The sequence below is a fragment of the Legionella clemsonensis genome, assembly GCF_002240035.1.
Taxonomy (GTDB): Bacteria; Pseudomonadota; Gammaproteobacteria; order Legionellales; family Legionellaceae; genus Tatlockia; species Tatlockia clemsonensis.
Map to the genome: position 1 here is coordinate 1,353,013 of NZ_CP016397.1, position 15,326 is coordinate 1,368,338.

The window sequence follows — 15,326 nt, forward strand, 5'->3', positions numbered from 1 at the left end:
TAGTAAGTTCTATGTAAAGAATAGTTCATAATTCTGTGACTACGCAAGATTTGTTATAGTGTAAAGGCTCTTGCTCTGGGTGAACTTTCAAGGTTATTTGAAGTGGTGGCAAAGGAAGCTAATACCTCTTTAATATTTAAAAAGGTAGGCGGTTTTTTTAGCGTAGGCAGAATCCCTTTTTCATATAAATCAAACACTTTCTGAAAGCGGTTTAGCATTTCAGTATCATCTGTCCAGGCAATGATCGGGATATTTCTATTAATCCGCAAAAGCTCTTTAGCAATATCGGGTCCATTTTTGGGTGCTTTATCAGCTGACAAAAAGAACGTTGGTGCCAAATTGCCATCCAAAATCACAAGATCATAAGAAGATGTCTCCTCTTTAAAATAAGCCAGTGCATCGTCGGCTGCACTAAATGCTTTGACTGAATAAGATAATTTAGTGAGCATCATCTGCATGGTCTTCTGAAGTGATGGATTATCCTCTACTAAAACAATTTTCATAAATTTTGCGCACTAAAAGTAAATATAGTGCCTACGATAAGTTTAACTAAATAAAAAATCAACCAATAATTTTCCCTGGCTCTTTTTGGTATTGTTAAGTTAAATGCTTGCCTGGTTCAGGGCAATATCATACTATTTAAATTAATTTTCTGGTTAATTTTTAATACAATTCTATAAAGTAATCGAGTATACTATACACAAAGCGTTATTGTGTTTAATTGCTGTTCTTAACTGTTCCTGCCTATGATTGATCTACATTGTCACAGTAATTTTTCTGATGGTTTATTAAGTCCTGCTGAACTATTAGATAAAGCCATTCAGTCTAATATTAAAATTCTTGCCTTAACCGACCACGATACGACAGCAGGTCTTAAAACACTTCACGATAGAGCCAAAGCACTCCCTATTCAAATTATTAGTGGAATTGAATTGAGTGTGAGCTGGAAAAAATATGATATTCATGTTCTTGGTTTGAATATCAATATTGACAATCAGGTGCTTCAGTCATTAATAGAGCGCCAAAGCCAAAACAGGATCAATCGTGCCTTGCAAATTGGGGAGCGAATGCAAGCTTGTGGGATAAGTGATGCTTATGCGAAAGCGTGTGAAATTGCTGGACATCATCAAATTGGAAGGCCACATTTTGCGCAATTAGTTGTTAAGGAGGGCTTGGCGACCGATTTGCAAGCTGCGTTTAAGCGATTTTTAGGCAGGGGGAAACCCGCTTATGTACGCACATCCTGGTTGATGCTTAAAGAGGCAGTTGAGGGAATTAGACAAGCAGGTGGGCATGCCGTTTTAGCGCATCCTTTAAAATATTCATTAACACGTACGCGATTGCAGGAATTAATTAGCGCTTTTAAAGACGCCGGTGGAAATGCACTTGAGGTTGTTTCCGGTGATATTAACCCCGCACAAATTCAAGAGATGGCCGGCCTATGTCAACGTTATCAACTTTTAGCCTCAACCGGTTCTGATTATCATGGTGCTCCACTGTCGCGTATTTCTCTTGGAAGACAGCAGCAACTCCCGGTAAACTGTAGGCCAATATGGCATCAATGGAACATTAACAGGGGACTTTTATGAGTCAGTTCTTCGCAATTCATCCAGACAATCCTCAGGCAAGACTGTTAAGAAAAGCCGCTACTATTATTCAAGAAGGTGGATTGATAGTTTATCCTACGGATTCAGGCTATGCGTTGGGGTGTAAATTAGGTAATAAACCGGCTCTTGAACGAATCAGGCGCTTACGTCAATTGGATAAAAATCATAATATGACGTTGGTTTGCCGTGATTTATCGCAACTAGGTACCTATGCTCGCGTTACAAATTCAATTTTTCGTTTGTTAAAGGCATTTACACCCGGTTCCTATACTTTTATCTTAACTGCTACTCATGAAGTTCCACGATTGATGCTCCATCCACGGCGAAAGACGCTTGGCTTAAGGGTTCCTGACAATAGCATTACCTTAGCCTTACTGGATTGTCTGGACGAACCTTTAATGAGTACGACATTAATTTTACCAGGGGCAACAGCGCCTTTGAGTGAACCTGAGGCAATTAAAGATTTATTAGGTAATCAAATTGATTTAATTATTGATGGTGGAAACTGCAGTCATGAACCGACGACTGTCGTTGATTTAACAGGTGATTATCCTGTGATTCTCCGTGAAGGTAAGGGAGATCCCGACCCTTTTAAATAGAATACTATCAAAGCATGTAATAGACTATGTCCTGCGGCATGCAAGGTTTTAAATTATAATCCATGGGTTTTCCTGGAATATGAAAAAGTACAAGTAAAGTTTTAACAACGGGTAAGGATTTTGATGTCAGCGATATTTAGTGCAAGTAAACGTGTCGTATCAGGAATGCGGGCCAGTGGTCGCTTGCATTTAGGCCACTACCATGGTGTGCTTAAAAACTGGCTTAAATTACAGCATCAGTATGATTGCTACTTTTTTGTGGCCGATTGGCATGGCTTAACCACTCGCTATGATGAGCCAGGTTTCATCGAAAAAATTTTGTGGGATATGGTGATTGATTGGCTTGCTTGCGGGATTAATCCTAGTTTGTCTAAGGTATTCATTCAGTCCTGGGTGCCTGAGCATGCAGAATTACATCTTTTGCTGTCCATGATAACTCCTTTAGGTTGGTTAGAACGTGTACCCACTTATAAAGATCAACAGGATAAGTTACACGATAAAGATTTATCCACTTATGGATTTTTAGGATATCCACTCTTGCAAAGTGCTGATGTTTTACTTTACAAAGCAGATTATGTTCCGGTGGGGGAAGATCAAGTTCCGCACATTGAATTAACGCGTGAAATAGCGCGCCGATTTAATTTTATTTATGGGCGTGAGCCTAATTTTGAATTATTGGCGCATGAAGCGATTAAAAAAATGGGTAAGAAAAATGGCAAATTGTACAGTGAGTTACGTCGTCAGTTCCAACAGGATGGCTGTCATGAATCATTAAATACAGCCAAGGCTTTACTGGCTAATCAGCACAATCTTTCCATCGGAGATAAAGAACGATTATTAGGGTTTCTTGATGGTTCCGGAAAAATAATACTCCCTGAACCTCAACCTTTGTTAACAGAAACATCTAAAATGCCAGGTATTGATGGACAAAAGATGTCGAAATCTTACAATAATACCATCAGCCTTAGAGAAGAGCCTGAGCAAATAGAAAAGAAGATTTTGACAATGCCCACCGATCCTGCAAGAGTAAAACGAACTGATCCAGGTGAGCCGGAAAAATGTCCTGTATGGCAATTGCATAAAATTTATTCCTCTGAATCGGTTAAAGAGTGGGTGCAGACAGGTTGTCGTAGTGCAGGTATTGGTTGTATTGATTGTAAACGTCCTGTTGTTGATGCAATTCAACAGGAATTAAAGCCAATACAGGCTGCTATTAAAGAGTATGAAGCAGATCTTGGCTCAGTAAAACGTATCGTGGCGGAAGGAAGTGAAGCGGCGCGAGAAGAAGCAAATAAAACATTAGGCGATGTTCGCGAAGTCATGGGCCTGGACTACTAATGAATGTTGAGGTCTCCGACTCTTCGGCATCCGTAATAGCAATTGTTGCCGGGCAACCATTAGCTGAGATGCCTGGTGATTTGTTTATTCCTCCCGATGCACTTGAGGTCTTACTTGACTCTTTCTCAGGTCCGCTTGATTTGCTGCTTTATCTGATTCGTCGTCAGAATATTGATATTCTGGATATCCCCATTGCGCTTATTACCAGACAGTACATGCAATATATTCAGCTTATGGAACAACATCGTCTGGAGTTGGCTGCTGAATATTTGGTAATGGCTGCAATGCTTGCTGAGATAAAATCTCGCCTGTTATTACCACCTGCACCGCAATCCAAAGAAGACATGGAAGAAGATCCACGTGCAGTGTTAGTAAGAAAATTACAAGCTTATGAACAAATGAAGCATGCCGCAGTCTCATTAGATTCTTTGCCTCGTTGTGAACGAGATGTATTCTGGTTCTCTATTACTGCAGCAAAAATAGAACGAACAGTACTTTATCCTGATGTTGATTTGATGGTGTTAACAACAGCAATGCGTGATTTGATAAAGCGTCAGAGTCATTTAACCAATCATCAAATTACTCGTGAACCCTTATCAGTTAGAGAACGTATGGCGACTGTGCTGGAGCGTTTGAACCAAGAAAAAACAATTGTTTTTGATCAGTTGTTTAAACGTGAAGAAGGGCGTATGGGATTGGCTGTTACTCTGCTGGCAATTTTGGAGTTAGCCAGACAGTCTCTATTACTGATTACTCAGGCCGGTGCTTTTACAGCAATTCATTTACAGGTTGCAAACCATGAATAACAATGAGCTCAAACGAATTGTGGAAGCTTTACTCATGCATGCCAATGACCCCTTAAGTGTTGAGAAACTGCAAGCCGTTTTTGAGGAATGGGAAAGGCCAAGTACTGAGCAACTAAAAATAGTACTTTCAGAGTTGGCAAATGAGTATGAAAATAGTGCTATCGAATTAAAACTGTTGGCAAGTGGCTATTGTCTTCAAACAAAGGCTAAATACTGTACGTGGGTTAGTCGTTTATATACCGAAAAACCGGCTAAATATTCTCGTGCTTTATTAGAAACCTTGGCAATCATTGCTTACAGACAGCCTGTTACTCGTGCTGATATTGAGGATATTCGAGGGGTCGCTGTTAGCAGCTCAATTTTGAAAACGCTACTTGAAAGAGAATGGATTCGAGTTGCTGGATATCGTGATGTTCCGGGTAAGCCAGCAGTTTATGTGACTACTAAAACGTTTTTAGATTATTTTAATTTGCAAAGCCTTAATGAATTGCCGCCATTGCGAGAAATTAGTGATTCTTTAATAGTGCCGAAGGAAAGGGCGCCTGCTGAGCAACATACAGAAGAGTGCATAGAAGAATGAAAGAACGCTTACAAAAACTATTAAGTCAAGCAGGATTCGGTTCCCGCCGGGAAATGGAACGTTGGATAGAGCAAGGATTTGTGCAAGTTAACGGATTTGTCGCTAAATTGGGTGACGTAGCAGGCCCTGATGATAAAATTAGCGTCAAAGGACGATTAATACAAAATCCATTAAAATTACCCGGGAAAACCCGAATTTTAATGTATCACAAACCAATCGGCGAAATCTCCAGCAGACAGGATCCAAAACATAGCAAAACGGTATTTGATAATTTACCCTATATCAAACATGGACGATGGATTCAGGTTGGCCGACTTGATATCAACACTTCAGGCTTATTAATTTTCACCAATAATGGCGAACTGGCGAATCGTTTAATGCATCCAAGATTTGGCTTGGAGAGGGAGTATGCAGTGCGAGTTCATGGACAAGTTTCCCCGGAAGCCATTAATGCGATGTTAAAAGGTGTTGAATTAGATGATGGCCTCGCTCAATTTAAAAAAATTGAATTTCGAGGTGGGGAGGGTGCTAATTCCTGGTATCATGTTACCCTAACAGAGGGAAGAAATAGAGAAGTAAGACGTTTATGGCAATCTCAGGGAGTCGAAGTGAGTCGTTTAATTCGTATTCGCTATGGTAATCTTACCATGCCTCGTTCTTTGGCAAGAGGTCAGTATATGGAATTATCTTCTAAAGAAGTTGAACAATTTCTGAATTCGCCAGGTGTTTCAAATCAAGCAGGGAAACAAGCAAAATTTGACCGTTGAACCCAATTTCCCAAACTAAAAAGTTGTTCTCGATTTATTAAGTTAGTGTATTCTGAAAGCAGCGCTTGCACAGTGCCGCTGTCTTTCAGCTAAGGAATAGATTAATGATAGGAATTATTGCACTAATATTTCTAATGTCTCTTTTGTCACCCTTTATAATTCGTATGTTTTCATTTCGTGGTGCTTGGGTATTGCCCTTGCCGCCCTTGGCGGGATTTCTCTATTTTCTTTATTGTACCTATTGGACAACAGAACTTCCTGTGACCTTAAGCATCCCCTGGTTTGATGCGTTTGGTGTTGCACTGACCTTTTATTTAGATGGATTAAGTCTGCTGTTTGCCTATCTTATTACTGGTATTGGCTCAATAGTTGTATTTTACAGTGTAACCTATCTTAGAAATCACCCGCTCTTTAATCGCTTTTATGCTTATTTATTTCTTTTTATGGGCTCCATGCTTGGGTTGGTTTTAGCCAGTAATTTAATAACTCTTTTTATTTTTTGGGAATTAACCTCTGTAAGCTCATACCTGTTAATCGGCTTTGATAACAAGCGTCAGGCAGCTCGAGAAGCAGCTTTGAACGCCTTATTAGTGACAAGTGCTGGAGGATTGGCATTGCTGACAGGGTTTTTATTAATAGGTTCAGTTACTCATACTTTTGAGTTAACTGAGCTATTACAGCACCCTGCGATTCTACGTCAAAATTCATTGTATGGATGGATTCTTGTTTTAATTCTAATTGGTGCATTCACCAAGTCTGCACAATTCCCTTTTCACTTCTGGTTGCCTGGGGCGATGAAAGCGCCAACACCGGTTAGCGCCTATCTCCATTCCGCTACCATGGTTCAGGCAGGAGTATATTTATTGGCACGCTTTTATACATTATTAAGCGGTACCCCACTCTGGTTTGGGTTTCTCACTGCATTTGGTGGTATTACAATGATAGGTGGACTACTTTTGGCATTGCGTGAGAAGGATATAAAATTAGTACTTGCTTATACTACTGTCTCTGCTTTAGGTTCGCTAATTTATATGCTGGCCTCTGATCAAGAGGAGGTCATTATAGCCTGCGTTGCTTTTATTTTCGCTCATGCATTATACAAGGCTTCCTTATTTTTGGCGGCTGGAAATATTCAGTATCAAACAGGAACACGTCAATTATCTCGGATGCATGGTTTATTACATGCTATGCCTGCCACTTATGCCACAGTTTTAATCGCAGCCTCTTCGATGGCTGGTTTGCCCCCCTTATTAGGATTTTACGTTAAAGAATTAATTTATGAAGCAGAACAGGTCATCCCATTTTTTTCACAGATCCTTATAACCATTGTTATATTAACAAATATGGGGCTAGTGATGCTGGCATGCGTTTTTGTCATTAAACCTGCTCTAGGCAGGAAGCCAAGAAAAAACTCGAGCGAGTCGTATTTTAGTATGTGGTTTAGTGGGTTAACTCTGGCTTTAATGACGCTTTTTTTTAGCGTATTCCCTTCTTTTATCGATCAAAGTCTCTTAGCACCAGCGGCAAGTTCAATACTGCATCATCCCATTCATCTCAAATTGGAACTGTGGCATGGAGTAACCCCTTCTTTTGTGTTGAGCCTTATTACTTTACTTGGCGGATTCCTGCTTTATCTGCAAAGATCTAAGGTGTTGAAATGGATTGGTTATTTCAAATTTATGGTATACTATGGACCTGAGTTTGCCTATTCCCGCATTATAAACTTTATTCTATGGTTTTCTAACTATCAAACCAGGTTAATTCAAAATGGCCGCCTCACAATTTATTTAATGATTACTCTCCTCACCGTTGCTATTATATTAGGAAGTGCCTTGATGAGCACAAGGATAAATTTCTCATTGGCAATTATTTCGGTGCCGTGGTTTTCAGTGTTTCTGCTTTTCTGGGTCTTAGTTTCTGCAATAGCTGTTGCCGTAGCAACTCAATTAATCATTGCTGTCATTTTTTTAGGCGCATTTGGAATGGGTGTCGCTTTATTTTTCCTTGTGAATGCGGCTCCGGATGTAGCAATGACACAAGTATTGGTGGAAACCTTGTTTGTGATTATATTTGCATTAACATTATACAAATCTCAGAAAATACCTTCATTAGAAACACAAACGGAGAGTCAATTATTTAAGATTTTAAGATTGGGTATTGCTATCAGTATGGGGTTAATCTTCACTATTTTACTAATGGCTGTTATAAGTAGCCCAATAAATAATAAATTAAACCAGTATTTTATTAATAATAGTGTTACGCTAGGGCATGGTCGCAATATCGTCAATGTAATACTTATTGATTTTCGTGCTTTGGATACCATGGGCGAAGTGATTGTACTGGTCATCGCCGCATTGGGAATACATGGATTGTTAAAACGTAAGTTGTTGGGAATATGGTTATGAATTCTCTAATCCTGCAAACGGCTGCACGCTTTTTATTAATACTGATGTTACTGTTTTCATTTTGGGTATTACTGCGCGGCCATAACTCTCCTGGTGGTGGTTTTATTGGGGGATTAATCGCAGCAAGTGCTTTTGCTCTTTATCTAATCGCTTACGGGGTTAGACAATTTAAAATACTACTGATTATTGAGCTACCAATTATTTTAGGTCTTGGATTAATGTGCATTTTAGTGAGCGGATTAATTCCTCTATTGCATGGCAAACTTTTTTTAACGGGTATCTGGTATTCCTTTCTGTCAGTGAATATTGGCAGTCCTTTGCTGTTTGACCTTGGGATTTATTTTGTGGTAGTAAGTAGTATCTTAATTATCCTGTACGCACTAGAGAAGGAGTCATGACGGCTACATTTTTTTGCTCCGTTATCGGGATTTTGTTTGCAATTAGTATTTACTTATTACTAAGCAGAAATTTATTACGGTGGCTGCTGGGCATTGCGATTTTAAGTTCCAGTGCAAATTTAATAATATTAATTGCAGGCCGTCTGACGTCAGACATTCCGCCATTTATAGAGAAGAATCAACTTAAACCCTTACTGAAAGTGGCGAATCCTCTTCCTCAAGCACTAATATTAACGGCAATTGTTATTGGTTTTGGACTTCTGGTATTTACCTTGGTATTGATTCGAAAAATTTGGCAACAGACAGGTTGTGTCGATTCTGCGATGTTGCAGTTTGCTGAACCCAGGCATCACAAACCTGTAAAGCGTCATGAATAATGCCTGGATAGCACTTTATCCTGTGTTGATCTGCTTGGTCATCGCGATTCTTTGCTGTATTACCTGGCCGTGGCAAATTTTACAAAAAATAGTTCATATCGTTGGTGCATTACTGCTAATTGTTGTAACGAGCATCGTATTTTATGCCGTTAGAGATAGTAATTTTCTTGTTGTACAAGTGGGCAATTATCCTGCTCCTTTTGGCATCTCTATTGTTATTGATCATCTTAGTGCCATTATGCTGCTCCTTACTGGGATTATTGGCTTTTCAGTCGCCATTTATGCAATCGCTGACATTACTCGTTACAAGCAAATTTATGGTTTTTTCCCTATGTTTTGGCTTCTTATGACAGGAATTTGTGGCGCATTTTCCACGGGGGATTTATTTAATCTTTATGTATGGTTTGAAGTGATGTTAATTGCTTCATTCGTATTAATGGTGATTGGCAGCAGTAAAGCACAACTTGAAGGAACCATAAAATATGTGGCGCTTAATTTGGTCGCCACTGTTTTATTGTTAGTCGCTATTGCAATGCTATATGGAATAACCGGAGCTCTTAACATGGCAGCCATAGGAAATGGAATAAGTCAATTGCAGAAGGCCCATTTTGTTTGGGTTATAGTGCTTATGCTTGCATTAGCGTTTGCCATTAAATCGGCTCTTTTTCCGTTGTTTTTTTGGCTACCCGCTTCTTATCATACAACGAGTGTTTCTGCATCGGCTGTTTTTGCAGGGATGTTAACTAAAGTAGGTGTTTATGCGTTAATACGACTTTTTACATTAATTTATATTCCTGAAGACAACAGTGGACTTTTATATTTGCTACTTGCCTGTGCTGGAATGACAATGTTGACAGGTGTTTTGGGGGCTGCAGCGCAATTTAATTTTCGTCGGATTCTTTCCTTCCATATTATTAGTCAGGTCGGATATATGGTCGCAGGTCTTGCAATTTATAAACCTTCCGCTCTGATAGCATCAATTTTTTATATTGTTCATCATGTCATTGTAAAAACGAACTTATTTTTAGTCAGTGGTGTTGTAAAAAAAATACAGGGAAGCTTTAATCTTAGAAGACTGGGAAATTTTTATGAAATGAATCCTTTTCTAGCTATTCTATTTCTTATTCCTGCATTTTCATTGGCGGGAATCCCTCCTTTATCGGGATTTTGGGCGAAATTGCTGATTTTACATTCCGCTTTGATAAATCATCATCTGATTCTACTGGTAGTAGCTCTAATAGTAAGTTTTTTAACCCTCTATTCCATGCTAAAAATCTGGACTTATGTGTTTTGGAGCGATAGAAAAGAAGAGGGGCCCAGACAGTATCTTTCTTTTTCTGAGAAATGCTGGTTAATGATACCTATTTTATTTTTAGTTAGTCTTACTTTACTAATTAGTATTTTTCCAGGCTTTCTCTACCAGGAGGCCAGACTTACTATAACCCAGCTGGTTAATCCGCAGTATTATATTCGTGCCGTATTATGGGGTAGCTGATGAATTATTTTCTTAAGCCTTTATTCAAACCAATTAAGCTGACACGTTTCATTTTTTATGTTTTATGGGAAATTCTAATTGCTAACTTGCGCGTGGCTTATCATGTGATTACACCTGGTTTATCGGCCAGACCAGGAGTTATTGCTATTCCGCTTGATTGTAAAACTGCTTTGGAAATTACCTGGTTTGCTAACATTATTTCTTTAACACCAGGAACATTAGTGTTAGACATTTCTGCCGAAAAGAAAGAAATCTATGTGCATGCCATGTTTGTTGATGATAGAGATTATTTGAAAAAATCAATTAAGTATCGATTTGAACAACCAATATTGGAGCTATTTCAATGAGGGCAAATATTTTTAGTATTTTAACTCAAATTCCATTTTTGCTGTTGTCCGCAGCAATGATTACCTGCTTTTTTAGATTAATTTTAGGACCTACACTGCCTGATAGAGTTGTAGCACTGGATTTGTTGGCTAATTTATTAATATCTGCTACTGTGCTTTATAGCATTATAACTAACCAGGCTGTGTATATCGATGTGGTAATCGCATTAGCATTAATCATTTTTCTGGGAACGGTCGCTTTTGCTAAACTTATTGGCTGGAGAAAAGATAAGCCACCTTTGTAGGGAATAGTATGAATCAAATAATTGCCTTGTTTGCTGTTTCTATAGGGAGTTTTTTTATTTTTATTGCTGCTGTTGGTATTTTAAAAATGCCAGATATATTCATACGCATGCATGCTGCAACTAAAGCAGGGACATTAGGCTGCGGTCTTATTTTAATTGGTGCTACAATTTACTTCCTGCAGATACAGGTTGCTATTGAATCATTTCTTACTCTAATTTTTATTTATATAACTGCGCCAATCGCATCACATTTAATTGCGCGCTCTGCTTATGCGCAGAATGTAAAACTTAGTCCATCAACCACTATTGATGAACTAAGCCATTATTATCAATTAGCCTCAAAAAACGATAACGATAATAAATCCCGTTAACGTATAAAAAAACTTAAATTTAAGGGGTCACCTAGGGCTTTCTATAATGAGACTACCTTAAATCAAGCCCTATGACGGGAATTACATCTTGGAATTTGTTTAATGTTCTTGCTTATCGTTAACCCCTCCAATAATCACACGCGTCCCTTTTATACCACCACCGGGAATATCTACAAATTCTTCATTGAGCCAGCGTGCGTCTTCAGTAAAAAGCCGTATGCAGCCATGGCTGGCACGATAGCCTGGTACTTCTTCACTGCCATGAAGTGCATAACCCCGGAAAAAATGCATACAAAATGGCATTTCAGCACCACCATGATTGCCATCAGAACGTCTGGGAAAAGCAGTAGATACACAATCTATATCTTGTTTACGAATAATTCGATAGGAACCGGTGGGAGTAGAACAGCCTCCTACGACGCGGCATTTATCAATTCCTGAGGAAATTGGTCCCCACCATAGCAGTTCTCCATCTTCATCATAGGCTCCCCAAGCCAGTTTCTCCTGGCTAACATAAATTGTTTTTTCACCATCGGACTCAATGTAGCGCGGAAAAGGGGAAACATCATAAATGGTAATCCGATCCAGATTCTTGGGAACTGCTATAATCATTCCCGAGCGAAGGCGAACATTCATGCGGTTGATACGTTTTACAATATCTCTGGCTTCACTATTAGGGAACAGATTTCCCCAGGTTTGGCCAGATTTAATCTGAATACAGAAAAAATCGGGATGATTGCATAAGGTTTCTCCATATCGTGTATAAGACCAGGCAGTTATAACTGTCGTCATCATTATTATTAGAATTAAGCTTCTCATGATGATTCCAATTTTATTACTGGTGATCTTTTTAACGGCACATTAAGGAAAAACTTTATTTCTTTTAATTGTGTAGTCATGAAAAAACTTGTATTGCATTGTAGATTTAGTTTTAGATAGAAAGATAGACTCTATACAAAAATGCATAGAGTCTGGTTAGAAATTAAATTAAACTGGAGGAGGTGGTCCTCTGCCCACTAATCCCATTATCAACAGAACAACGAAGATAATTAAGAATATGAAAAACAACACTTTTGCTATACCGGCTGCTGCTGAAGCTATGCCACCAAATCCAAAAGCAGCTGCAATGAGTGCAATAATTAAGAAAGTTAATGCCCATCCTAACATGCTACCCTCCTTACGCTATCCCTAAACGATTAATGTATCCATACTTTCTTTGAGTAAAATTACTCAAATACCAAGAGCGTTTAATCTCCTTCTACTTTAAAAGCTTTAAAAATGAACCCTTCTTTTTTTAATTTTAGACCTTTGAACAGTTTTTTGACAAATAAAGGCATGCTTGATTTGCATTTATACTGGAAAAAATGAAAGAGAAAATATTTTATTTTCAACGGGATAATTAAGCCATCAATAGAATTACCTGGGGTTATAAATTATCCTGATTTACCTTTTCTTTTATGTCCTGCCATGCTTGATGAATTTCAGCCAATAAAGTATTGGCCTGAGTTAGTAAATTGAGGTCATTATCAAGATTGGCTTTGAGTAAAATTCTTTGAATATATTCATAAAGCCTATCAAGGTTTGCAGCAATTTCGCCACCATTTTTATGATCCAGACTACTTCGAAGACCTTCGATAATACTGATGGATTTACTGATATGCTCACCTTTTTCACTAATCTGGTTACGTTGAATATTGCCTTGTGCGGTTGCAATATGAGAACGGGCACCCTGAAGCAATAAGTGAATCAATTCGTGCGGATTTGCCGTATCAATGCGAGTTTGGAGTTCTATGGACTTATATTGCTCAAGTGCTTGTTGGTAAGGTATTTTCATCGTGATTTCCTATTTAATTGGGGTAAATTAGCAAGTTGCTGGCTTAAAAAGTCACTGGCGCCTTGCATTTTTACTAAAAGCACGTCCAGCGCTACGAATTGTTTGGTATAACGTTTAGTGAGTATTTCTGCTCTGACTTCCAGTTGCTCACGCTCTTTTGCAATTTCCTCGACTCGCTTATCCAGTTGCGTGGTACGAGTAGCAAATTCACCATTCTTCTCATCGAGATAGATTTTCAATAAGTCATTAAATTTTGCTGCTAAACCGTCGGTGACAGTAATCTTTCCTCGAGAACCTGTGCCTCCGGCAAGAATATCCACTGAAAGACCTTTAAAATCCCCTGTTCCTGATAAGGTTAGACCATCGCTTGATGAAGCATGTACCCCTCCAATTGTTCCCAGCAATTCCACGCCTGGAGTAAAACTGTCTACGATTAAATCATAATTGCCTGCTTTAACGGTGGTACCTACTGACTTTATGCGAACATTACTATCAGTTACTGTGGCAGTTTTGGCAAAAAGAGTTCCAATCTCCATATAGTGATTATCAAGCGCTTCGGTAAACTTGGTTTCATCCATGACAAGAAGCCCTTTTTCATTTGTTTTGATGCCGGTGTCTTTCAGGGTGCGAATGGGGTTATTGAGATCTCCTACAGGTTCACTAACCAACTTGCTAAGGTTTAATTTCAAATTGCGAATACCCGCATCACTTTGCATCGGGCCGCCTTTCTTGGTTGTTGAATTATAAGAAGTTAATGAATTAATAGTGGTCATCGTATCGTTATATTGTTTAATAAATTCATTGACCATTGCTTTTAATTGATTTTTATCATTTTCAATTTTTAAATCAACCAGTGTCCCTGGTTGAGCTTTTTTCAGATTAAGAGTGATGCCTGCAATTGCATCTTTAAGCTGATTACTACTCTGAGTTAATAAAAGTCCATTGACCATAACCTCACTGTTTTTGGCCTCTACTGTTTGTGTTAATGAATTAACGCCTGTAGTGGGGTCATAAGCCAGGGCAGAGAGTCCTGCTGTATCACTATGGGTGCCATCATCATCAACAACAGTAATTTTCATTGCCGTTGCCTGACCTGTTTCTGGGCTTAATAAGGTCAAACGTGCACCTTGACTGTCTTGAATAATACTTGCTTGTACACCTGAATTCCTATTATTTATTGCATCTCTAATCCCTGCTAAAGTAGTGGCACCCGGAGCGATGTTAATTGTTACGGATGCTTTGTCAGGATTAGCTGTAAAGCTGCTGTAATCTGCACTGTAGGTCCCAAAGTCAATTGTAATACTGCCACTGCCTATCACTGTGGACGAGTTGACAAAGGCAGCTGACGCTAAATTTTGTTTCGTAGCAAGTTGCTTTACTTCAATTTGATAAGTGCCGGAGGATGCTTCTCCATTCACGGTGGCAGAAATGATGCTTTCATCACTGATTGTGCTTTTCAAGGAATAGGCTTGAGAGAGATCAGTTAATTTGGCCATGGTTGTTTGCATTTTGGCAAGACTGCTTTTTATTAGACCCAATGCTGAGAGTTGCGTGGAAAAATTAACTTCTCTTTGATTTAATCTATTTTGTGCAGGGGTTAGATCGGCCTTTACTAGCGCATCCACAATGGCTTTAATATCAAGGCCTGAACCGACTGAAGAAACTGGCACGATAATTTCCTTATTCTGTTGTACCGTAAGGATGTATCCAACTCCTTTGGGGAGTTACTGTTCCATCCATTCCTAACTAGACTCCGGGCAATAATTTGCTGGAGTGATTTTAAACATGTTTATCAATAGAACCACTAATCATTTCATCAATCAATGACAATAATTGCAAGTACTCGTCTGCCGGGATTTTACGAATTATTTCATCAGATAATTTATCGGTAATAATTGCTTGCAAAATACCAGTCACTTCATCAACTGAATATTTAGTATCAGCAGCTGTTGTTGTGGTAGAGGTAGCTTCTTTACTGAACTCAAGTTTTTCGCTGCTTACTTTATTAGATTCAAACGAGATTGCGTTTGGCTTCTGTAGTTCAATATTCATAACAACAAACCTCCTCTATGCCACGGAAATTTTTTGAGGCATCAGTATAAAGATACACCATGCAGG

Annotated in this window: 19 protein-coding genes; 13 read left to right on the forward strand and 6 right to left on the reverse strand. The window is 38.8% G+C overall.

The window, feature by feature from the left end:
- Positions 1-53: 53 nt before the first annotated feature.
- Positions 54-503: a response regulator gene (locus clem_RS05820; protein ID WP_094090769.1), complete on the reverse strand. Its 450-nt coding sequence runs from the start codon at positions 501-503 to the stop codon at positions 54-56.
- A gap of 243 nt (positions 504-746) precedes the next feature.
- Between clem_RS05820 and clem_RS05825 the strand changes: the two genes are divergently transcribed.
- The 13 genes from clem_RS05825 to mnhG all read left to right on the forward strand — a co-directional run bounded on the left by clem_RS05825 (position 747) and on the right by mnhG (position 11,374).
- Positions 747-1,589 carry a PHP domain-containing protein gene (locus tag clem_RS05825; protein WP_094090770.1) on the forward strand — a complete coding sequence of 281 codons (843 nt, stop codon included), beginning with the start codon at positions 747-749 and terminating at the stop codon, positions 1,587-1,589.
- On the forward strand, positions 1,586-2,206 hold the full coding sequence (locus tag clem_RS05830; protein ID WP_094090771.1) for an L-threonylcarbamoyladenylate synthase: 621 nt from the start codon (positions 1,586-1,588) through the stop codon (positions 2,204-2,206). The genes clem_RS05825 and clem_RS05830 overlap by 4 nt, the downstream gene beginning before the upstream one ends.
- A 123-nt stretch (positions 2,207-2,329) precedes the next feature.
- On the forward strand, positions 2,330-3,544 hold the full coding sequence (locus clem_RS05835) for a tryptophan--tRNA ligase (RefSeq protein ID WP_094090772.1): 1,215 nt from the start codon (positions 2,330-2,332) through the stop codon (positions 3,542-3,544).
- Positions 3,544-4,350 carry a segregation and condensation protein A gene (locus clem_RS05840; protein ID WP_094090773.1) on the forward strand — a complete coding sequence of 269 codons (807 nt, stop codon included), beginning with the start codon at positions 3,544-3,546 and terminating at the stop codon, positions 4,348-4,350. The genes clem_RS05835 and clem_RS05840 overlap by 1 nt, the downstream gene beginning before the upstream one ends.
- Positions 4,343-4,930 (forward strand): SMC-Scp complex subunit ScpB, encoded by a 588-nt coding sequence (gene scpB / locus clem_RS05845; RefSeq protein ID WP_094090774.1) that lies wholly within the window; start codon positions 4,343-4,345, stop codon positions 4,928-4,930. Before clem_RS05840 ends, scpB begins: the two co-directional genes overlap by 8 nt.
- Positions 4,927-5,697 carry a 23S rRNA pseudouridine(2605) synthase RluB gene (gene rluB, locus clem_RS05850; RefSeq protein ID WP_094090775.1) on the forward strand — a complete coding sequence of 257 codons (771 nt, stop codon included), beginning with the start codon at positions 4,927-4,929 and terminating at the stop codon, positions 5,695-5,697. The genes scpB and rluB overlap by 4 nt, the downstream gene beginning before the upstream one ends.
- Before the next feature lie 104 nt (positions 5,698-5,801).
- Positions 5,802-8,102 carry a hydrogen gas-evolving membrane-bound hydrogenase subunit E gene (gene mbhE / locus clem_RS05855; RefSeq protein ID WP_094090776.1) on the forward strand — a complete coding sequence of 767 codons (2,301 nt, stop codon included), beginning with the start codon at positions 5,802-5,804 and terminating at the stop codon, positions 8,100-8,102.
- Entirely contained in the window at positions 8,099-8,500 is a 402-nt protein-coding gene (locus tag clem_RS05860; RefSeq protein ID WP_094090777.1) for a Na+/H+ antiporter subunit B, read from the forward strand. Before mbhE ends, clem_RS05860 begins: the two co-directional genes overlap by 4 nt.
- The gene (locus tag clem_RS05865; protein ID WP_094090778.1) at positions 8,497-8,877 is read left to right on the forward strand and encodes an NADH-quinone oxidoreductase subunit K; all 381 of its coding nucleotides are present in this window, start codon (positions 8,497-8,499) and stop codon (positions 8,875-8,877) included. The genes clem_RS05860 and clem_RS05865 overlap by 4 nt, the downstream gene beginning before the upstream one ends.
- The gene (locus tag clem_RS05870; RefSeq protein WP_094090779.1) at positions 8,870-10,372 is read left to right on the forward strand and encodes a proton-conducting transporter transmembrane domain-containing protein; all 1,503 of its coding nucleotides are present in this window, start codon (positions 8,870-8,872) and stop codon (positions 10,370-10,372) included. The genes clem_RS05865 and clem_RS05870 overlap by 8 nt, the downstream gene beginning before the upstream one ends.
- Complete coding sequence (locus tag clem_RS05875; RefSeq protein WP_094090780.1) at positions 10,372-10,719, forward strand: Na+/H+ antiporter subunit E; 348 nt, start codon at positions 10,372-10,374, stop codon at positions 10,717-10,719. Before clem_RS05870 ends, clem_RS05875 begins: the two co-directional genes overlap by 1 nt.
- A complete protein-coding gene (locus clem_RS05880) occupies positions 10,716-11,003 on the forward strand; it encodes a monovalent cation/H+ antiporter complex subunit F (RefSeq protein ID WP_094090781.1) in 288 nt (95 codons plus the stop codon). Before clem_RS05875 ends, clem_RS05880 begins: the two co-directional genes overlap by 4 nt.
- Before the next feature lie 8 nt (positions 11,004-11,011).
- Positions 11,012-11,374, forward strand: a complete 363-nt coding sequence (gene mnhG, locus clem_RS05885; RefSeq protein WP_094090782.1) for a monovalent cation/H(+) antiporter subunit G — start codon at positions 11,012-11,014, stop codon at positions 11,372-11,374.
- A gap of 99 nt (positions 11,375-11,473) precedes the next feature.
- Here mnhG and clem_RS05890 read toward each other — a convergent pair whose 3' ends face one another.
- The 5 genes from clem_RS05890 to clem_RS05910 form a co-directional block, all read right to left on the reverse strand.
- Positions 11,474-12,193, reverse strand: a complete 720-nt coding sequence (locus tag clem_RS05890; RefSeq protein WP_094090783.1) for a L,D-transpeptidase — start codon at positions 12,191-12,193, stop codon at positions 11,474-11,476.
- Positions 12,194-12,361: 168 nt separating this feature from the next.
- The gene (locus clem_RS05895; RefSeq protein WP_094090784.1) at positions 12,362-12,541 is read right to left on the reverse strand and encodes a DUF1328 domain-containing protein; all 180 of its coding nucleotides are present in this window, start codon (positions 12,539-12,541) and stop codon (positions 12,362-12,364) included.
- A 259-nt stretch (positions 12,542-12,800) separates the two neighbouring features.
- Positions 12,801-13,208 (reverse strand): flagellar export chaperone FliS, encoded by a 408-nt coding sequence (fliS, locus tag clem_RS05900; RefSeq protein WP_094090785.1) that lies wholly within the window; start codon positions 13,206-13,208, stop codon positions 12,801-12,803.
- A complete protein-coding gene (gene fliD, locus clem_RS05905; protein ID WP_232505572.1) occupies positions 13,205-14,878 on the reverse strand; it encodes a flagellar filament capping protein FliD in 1,674 nt (557 codons plus the stop codon). The genes fliS and fliD overlap by 4 nt, the downstream gene beginning before the upstream one ends.
- Before the next feature lie 109 nt (positions 14,879-14,987).
- Positions 14,988-15,260 (reverse strand): flagellar protein FlaG, encoded by a 273-nt coding sequence (locus clem_RS05910; protein ID WP_094090787.1) that lies wholly within the window; start codon positions 15,258-15,260, stop codon positions 14,988-14,990.
- Positions 15,261-15,326 lie beyond the last annotated feature (66 nt).

Bases quoted from the DNA above. Each gene is read 5' to 3' on its own strand.
- clem_RS05820 (WP_094090769.1), bottom strand. From the start codon at position 503: ATGAAAATTGTTTTAGTAGAGGATAATCCATCACTTCAGAAGACCATG.
- clem_RS05825 (WP_094090770.1), top strand. From the start codon at position 747: ATGATTGATCTACATTGTCACAGTAATTTTTCTGATGGTTTATTAAGT.
- clem_RS05830 (WP_094090771.1), top strand. From the start codon at position 1,586: ATGAGTCAGTTCTTCGCAATTCATCCAGACAATCCTCAGGCAAGACTG.
- clem_RS05835 (WP_094090772.1), top strand. From the start codon at position 2,330: ATGTCAGCGATATTTAGTGCAAGTAAACGTGTCGTATCAGGAATGCGG.
- clem_RS05840 (WP_094090773.1), top strand. From the start codon at position 3,544: ATGAATGTTGAGGTCTCCGACTCTTCGGCATCCGTAATAGCAATTGTT.
- scpB (WP_094090774.1), top strand. From the start codon at position 4,343: ATGAATAACAATGAGCTCAAACGAATTGTGGAAGCTTTACTCATGCAT.
- rluB (WP_094090775.1), top strand. From the start codon at position 4,927: ATGAAAGAACGCTTACAAAAACTATTAAGTCAAGCAGGATTCGGTTCC.
- mbhE (WP_094090776.1), top strand. From the start codon at position 5,802: ATGATAGGAATTATTGCACTAATATTTCTAATGTCTCTTTTGTCACCC.
- clem_RS05860 (WP_094090777.1), top strand. From the start codon at position 8,099: ATGAATTCTCTAATCCTGCAAACGGCTGCACGCTTTTTATTAATACTG.
- clem_RS05865 (WP_094090778.1), top strand. From the start codon at position 8,497: ATGACGGCTACATTTTTTTGCTCCGTTATCGGGATTTTGTTTGCAATT.
- clem_RS05870 (WP_094090779.1), top strand. From the start codon at position 8,870: ATGAATAATGCCTGGATAGCACTTTATCCTGTGTTGATCTGCTTGGTC.
- clem_RS05875 (WP_094090780.1), top strand. From the start codon at position 10,372: ATGAATTATTTTCTTAAGCCTTTATTCAAACCAATTAAGCTGACACGT.
- clem_RS05880 (WP_094090781.1), top strand. From the start codon at position 10,716: ATGAGGGCAAATATTTTTAGTATTTTAACTCAAATTCCATTTTTGCTG.
- mnhG (WP_094090782.1), top strand. From the start codon at position 11,012: ATGAATCAAATAATTGCCTTGTTTGCTGTTTCTATAGGGAGTTTTTTT.
- clem_RS05890 (WP_094090783.1), bottom strand. From the start codon at position 12,193: ATGAGAAGCTTAATTCTAATAATAATGATGACGACAGTTATAACTGCC.
- clem_RS05895 (WP_094090784.1), bottom strand. From the start codon at position 12,541: ATGTTAGGATGGGCATTAACTTTCTTAATTATTGCACTCATTGCAGCT.
- fliS (WP_094090785.1), bottom strand. From the start codon at position 13,208: ATGAAAATACCTTACCAACAAGCACTTGAGCAATATAAGTCCATAGAA.
- clem_RS05910 (WP_094090787.1), bottom strand. From the start codon at position 15,260: ATGAATATTGAACTACAGAAGCCAAACGCAATCTCGTTTGAATCTAAT.